Origin of the sequence: Actinoplanes sp. CA-142083, from assembly GCF_050942195.1 — a bacterium.
Taxonomy (GTDB): domain Bacteria; phylum Actinomycetota; class Actinomycetes; order Mycobacteriales; family Micromonosporaceae; genus Actinoplanes.
Window position 1 is genome coordinate 2,973,097 of sequence record NZ_CP192076.1, and the last position, 5,238, is coordinate 2,978,334.

A 5,238-nucleotide genomic window follows, 5' to 3' on the forward strand; every position below is an offset into this window, starting at 1 on the left:
GCATCTTCGGCCGTATTGGCATCAGAAGGGTCGCAGTTGCATCATGACCGTATGACTGCCGGCGCCCGTTGGGAGACCGTCCTGGACCTTCTGGCCGGCGCCCTGCCGGACGAGGGCCGGTTGATCCTGGTCGACGGCGCCGGCGACCGGGCCGCGTTGGTGGCCGACCGGCTAGCCGGTCGGTTCCGTGCCGAGGGCCGCACTTGCGCCCGGCTCACCGGCGATGCCTGCACCAGCGCCGCGGACGGCTCGCGCGCGCGTGCGGCGGGCACGATCGTGATCGCCAGCGGGCCGCGATGGCGTGACCACGTACCCGCCGGCGCCTGGCATCTGACCATCTGGGTCCGCACCTCGCCGGACCACGCCGGCGACCACTCAGATGCCGTCGTGGATTTGCTCGACCCGGGCTGGCCGGTGATCCGCCACCTCGACCCCTGGCTCGTCCCGGACGAGGGCTGGCACCGGAGCGAGCCCCGCGCGGCTCGCTCAGTCCCGCTCGGCGGTCGGGATCGTTGACGGCGGGGCCGCCGATCTGTTGTCGCCCCCATCCCTCCTATTGAGCCGATGGGAAATGAATACTACGGTCACGGCATGCTTTCATCGAAGCCCATGTCTCGCCGTACCGTCCTCGCGACCGTCGCCGGCGCGGGCGCCGCCGCCGTGCTGAGCCCGTCGTCCGCCGGCGCCGCCGCGCCGCGGGCCGACACGCTGCTCGAGTGGTACGACCTCAACGCTTCCACAATCGGGGTCATCACCGGGCCCCAGCAGGTGACCAACAGCCGCACCTGGGCCATCGCCTGGATCGCCGCGTGGCGCGCGGTGGCGGCCGTCCGCCCGGGCGCCGAGGCCGAGCTCGCGCTGGCCGCCGCGGTCCACCAGACCCTCATCGGCACCAACCCGGCCGCCGCCCCGGCCCTGGACGCCGCGCTCGCGGCCACCCTGGCCCGGCTGAGCGTCCGGCGCGCGGACTGGGCCGTCGCCGCCGGCGCCGACGCGGCCCGCGCGGTTCTCGCCGAGCGGGCCGGCGACGGCCTCGACCTGGCCTCGGTCAACCGGCCGTTCACGCCGCCCGCGGCCGCGCCCGGCGTGTGGCAGCCGACGCCGCCCGCGTTCGCCGCGGCGGTTCAGGCGGGGCAGGGCGACGGCCGGCCGTTCCTGGTGCGTAGCGTGGAGCCGCTGCAGCCGGGGCCGCCGCCGGCCCTGGGCAGCGCCGTCTACCTGCGCGATCTCGCGGAGTCGCGGGCGGTGGGCGCCCTGGACAGCGCCGTACGCACCCCGCAGCAGCTGGCGGTGGCTCGATTCTGGTCGCAGACCTCGCTCAACGGCTTCACCGGGGCGCTGCGCACGGCCGTCGCGCCGCACGGCTCGCACGCTGCCGACCGGCGCCCCCTCGTGCACCGGATCGCGCTCGTCGCGCTGTTCCACGCGGCGACGATCGACGCGCAGATCACCACGTACCAGGCGAAGTACCGACACCTGTTCTGGCGGCCGGTCACCGCGATCCGCACCGGTTCCGTCGCGGCGGACCCGTCGTGGACGCCGTTGATCGCCACCCCCGCGCACCCGGAGTATCCGTCGGGGCACACCACCTACGCGGGCGCGGCGCAGGCCGTGCTGGAGGCGCTCGCCGGGCCGCCGCGGGCCGCGTTCTCGCTGACCAGCGTGGTGGCGACCGACGTGACGCTGACCTACCGGCGATGGTCGGAGCTGACCCGGGACAACATCGACGCACGCGTCTGGGAAGGCGTGCACTTCCGCAACACGGACGAGCTGGGCGCCGCCGTCGGCCGGCGGGCCGCCCTCGCCGCGCTCGCCAGCTGGCGCAAAGGCTTGACCCGTACGCCGAGGTTCGGGTTTAGCGTCGCGGGGTGATCGGCACCAGGGGACACCTGCGGGGCCTGCCCGTCTTCGACCCGTCCACCGCGCCGGACCGGCCCGGCATGCTGTTCGTCGACTGGCTCATCGCCGCGGTGGACGCGGCCGACAGGCAGCGCAAGCACACTCGGCTGCGCTACACGCGCACCGATTCCGGGTGGGCGCGTGAGCTGCTCTGGCCGTAGATTCGGCGGCGTGGAGCTGCCCCCGACCGTCGACGCCGTGGTTTTCGACTGCGACGGCCTGCTTGTCGACACCGAGACCTGCTGGACACGCGCCGAAACGGCGATCTTCGCCGAGCACGGGCACGGCTTCGGCCCCGACCGGAAGCAGATCGTCATCGGCCGTACCCTCGAGGACGCCGGGACGGCCATGGCCGGCTATTTCGACAGACCGGGCGAGGGTCCGGAGCTCGCGCGGCGCCTGCACGACCTCGTGGCCGTCGAGCTGAAGGCCGGCGCCGACGCGCTGCCCGGTGCCCGTGCGCTGGTGGCCGGCCTGCGCGGGCGGATCCCGATCGCGGTGGCCAGCAACAGCCCGCGCCCCTTCGTCGATGCCGCCCTGAAATCCGCGGGGATCGACGACCTGTTCGAAGTGGTCGTCACCGCCGACGACGTCGAGCACCCGAAACCGGCGCCCGACCTCTACTTGGCAGCCTGCGCCCGGCTGGGCGCCGACCCGGCCCGGTCGATCGCGTTCGAGGATTCCCGCACCGGCGTCGCGTCGGCCCAGGCCGCCGGCATGTACGTCGTCGGGGTCCCGTCACTGCCCGGCGTCGCCCCCGACACCGACGCGGTGTTCACCTCGCTTGCCGACCGGACGCTGACCCGGTGGGCGGCGGCAGTCCGCTAGGCGACCCCGAGCGGGCCGTCCGCTGGCCGACGTTTGCGGTGACCCCCAACGGCCCGTCCGCTAAGCGACGTTGGCGGTGACCGCGAACGGGCGGTCCGCGCTGAGCCGCCCGGCGATCGACTTGATGATCTCGCCGGAGCGCACCGCCGCGTTGGAGAGCAGCGACGCGGTGATGCCGTGCGAGTGCTCGGTGCCGCCCTGCAGGTAGACGCCGGCGGTGACCGACGGGCCCGCCGCGATCCGGTAGTCCCGGTCGACCACGGCCCGGCCGAACTCGTCCCGCCGGTAATGCCGGGCGGCGTCGCCGAGCAGCGGGAACGGGTCGACCGGCTGGTATCCGGTGGCGCAGATCAGCACATCGGCGTCGAGCGTCGACAGCTCGCCGGTGGTCAGCGTCTCGATCGTCACCTCGACCCGGTCGTCGGCGGCCTCCTTGGCGCCGGCCAGCCGGGTCACGTTGAGCAGCCGCAGCCGCCGGACCCCGTTGACCTTCTCCCGGTACGAGCGCCGGTACAGCTCCTCGATCAGGTCGTTGTCGACCACCGCGTAGTTCGTGTTGCTGTGATAGTTCATCAGCATGGTCTTGATCTCCGGCGGGGCGCCGAAGTAGTCGTCGACCGCGGCGGGGTCGAAGATGCGGTTGGCGAACGAGCTGTCGTCGGCGGGGGAGTAGCCGTAGCGGGAGAACACCCCGCACACCTCGGCTCGCGGGAACCTTTCGTGCAGGAATGCGGTGACCTCGGCGGCGCTCTGCCCGGCGCCGACCACCACGAAGCGGGACGGGGCGGCGCCGTCCAGCCGGCCGATGTTGGTGAGCAGGTCGCGGCTGTGCCAGATCCGTTCGGACGCGTCCACCCCGGCCGGGATCTGCGGCCGCAGCCCGGTGGCGACGACCAGGTTCCGCGCCCGGTATGAGCTGACCCCGCCGGCGTGCCGGACCAGCACGTCAAAGGCTTCGATCACCCCATCGCGTACGACCGGGACGACCTCGCCGACTTCGTGGCCGTACTGGACCATGTCGTCCACCTTGGCCGCGGCCCACTCCAGGTAGTCGTGGAACTCCACGCGGAGCGGGAAGAAGCTCTTGTGGTTGATGAAGTCGATCAGCCGGTCACGGTCCCGCAGGTAGCACAGGAAGCTGTACTCGCTGGTCGGGTTGCGCAGGGTCACCAGGTCCTTGAGGAACGACACCTGCATGGTGGCGTCCTCCAGCAGCATCCCGCGGTGCCAGCCGAACGAGGCCTGACGTTCCAGGAAAACCGCGGTGACGGGATCCTGGCCGGCGCCTGCGTTGTGCTCCTTCACGGCTATCGCCAACGCGAGATTGGACGGACCGAAACCGATTCCCACCACGTCGTAGACCGGAATTGCACCCTGCGGAGCGGGCTGTGACATCGGCAGTCCCATTCGTCAGGCGCCCCCTTTCGGCGGCGCGAAGCTAGGTTAGACTAACCTAACTTTTGCTGATGTGGATGGGCCAGGAGGAACCGTGCGGGTAGTCATGTTCGGGTACCAGACGTGGGGTCACCGGACCCTGCAAGCCCTTCTGGACTCGGAACACGAGGTCACGCTCGTGGTCACCCACCCGAAGAGCGATCACGCCTACGAGCGCATCTGGAGCGACTCGGTCGCCGACCTCGCCGCCGGGCACGGCGTGCCGGTCGAGGTGCGCGACCGGCCCGAAGACGACCTGCTCGGCCCGCTCAAGGAGGCTGACCCGGACGTCATCGTGGCGACCAACTGGCGTACGTGGATCCCGCCCCAGATCTTCGCGCTGCCCCGCCTCGGCACGCTGAACGTGCACGACTCGCTGCTGCCCAAGTACGCCGGCTTCTCGCCGCTGATCTGGGCGCTGATCAACGGCGAGAAGGAGGTCGGGGTGACCGCGCACATGATGGACGGCACGCTCGACGCCGGCGACATCGTGCTGCAGCGGTCGGTGCCGGTCGGCGACCGGGACACCACCACCGACCTCTTCCACAAGACCCTCGACCTCTTCGGCCCGATCACCGTCGACGGGCTCGCGTTGATCGCCTCCGGCCGCACCGACTGGACCCCGCAGGACCGCTCGCGGGCGAGCTTCTTCCACAAGCGGTCCGAGGAGGACAGCCGGATCGACTGGACGTGGACGGCCGAGGAGCTGGACCGGCTGATCCGCGCGCAGTCCGACCCGTACCCGAACGCCTATGCCTTCCACAAAGGCGAGCGCCTGCGGATCGTCGCGGCGCACGTCTCCGACGGCATCTACGGCGGGACGCCCGGCCGCATCTTCTACCGCGAGGGCGACGCCGTGGTCGTCGTGGCCGGCGCCGAGGCCCGCCGGGGAACCAGCCACGGGCTCGCGATCGACCGCATCCGCCTCGACGACGGGACCGAACTGCCCGCCGGCGACTACTTCCGCTCGATGGGCGGCTACCTGACCTCCCGCCCCTGATCCACCGCTTTGCGAAGGGCCGCGCCAACGGGGCCCGGATGCCACGCGCCCTCATTCCGGACTGTCAGGAGCGACGC

Annotated in this window: 6 protein-coding genes; 5 read left to right on the forward strand and 1 reads right to left on the reverse strand. The window is 71.9% G+C overall.

What is annotated here, in order from left to right:
• Nucleotides 1–51 precede the first annotated feature (51 nt).
• The 4 genes from ACQPZX_RS13670 (at nucleotide 52) to ACQPZX_RS13685 (ending at nucleotide 2,727) form a co-directional block, all read left to right on the forward strand.
• The gene (locus tag ACQPZX_RS13670) at nucleotides 52–516 is read left to right on the forward strand and encodes a hypothetical protein (RefSeq protein ID WP_433379543.1); all 465 of its coding nucleotides are present in this window, start codon (nucleotides 52–54) and stop codon (nucleotides 514–516) included.
• 93 nt (nucleotides 517–609) lie between these two features.
• Nucleotides 610–1,872, forward strand: a complete 1,263-nt coding sequence (locus tag ACQPZX_RS13675; protein ID WP_433379546.1) for a vanadium-dependent haloperoxidase — start codon at nucleotides 610–612, stop codon at nucleotides 1,870–1,872.
• A complete protein-coding gene (locus tag ACQPZX_RS13680) occupies nucleotides 1,869–2,060 on the forward strand; it encodes a hypothetical protein (RefSeq protein WP_433379549.1) in 192 nt (63 codons plus the stop codon). The genes ACQPZX_RS13675 and ACQPZX_RS13680 overlap by 4 nt, the downstream gene beginning before the upstream one ends.
• A gap of 10 nt (nucleotides 2,061–2,070) precedes the next feature.
• Nucleotides 2,071–2,727 carry an HAD family hydrolase gene (locus ACQPZX_RS13685; protein WP_433379552.1) on the forward strand — a complete coding sequence of 219 codons (657 nt, stop codon included), beginning with the start codon at nucleotides 2,071–2,073 and terminating at the stop codon, nucleotides 2,725–2,727.
• Between the two features lie 60 nt (nucleotides 2,728–2,787).
• Here ACQPZX_RS13685 and ACQPZX_RS13690 read toward each other — a convergent pair whose 3' ends face one another.
• The gene (locus ACQPZX_RS13690) at nucleotides 2,788–4,122 is read right to left on the reverse strand and encodes a lysine N(6)-hydroxylase/L-ornithine N(5)-oxygenase family protein (protein ID WP_433379555.1); all 1,335 of its coding nucleotides are present in this window, start codon (nucleotides 4,120–4,122) and stop codon (nucleotides 2,788–2,790) included.
• A 94-nt stretch (nucleotides 4,123–4,216) separates the two neighbouring features.
• Between ACQPZX_RS13690 and ACQPZX_RS13695 the strand changes: the two genes are divergently transcribed.
• Nucleotides 4,217–5,161 (forward strand): methionyl-tRNA formyltransferase, encoded by a 945-nt coding sequence (locus ACQPZX_RS13695; RefSeq protein WP_433379558.1) that lies wholly within the window; start codon nucleotides 4,217–4,219, stop codon nucleotides 5,159–5,161.
• Nucleotides 5,162–5,238 lie beyond the last annotated feature (77 nt).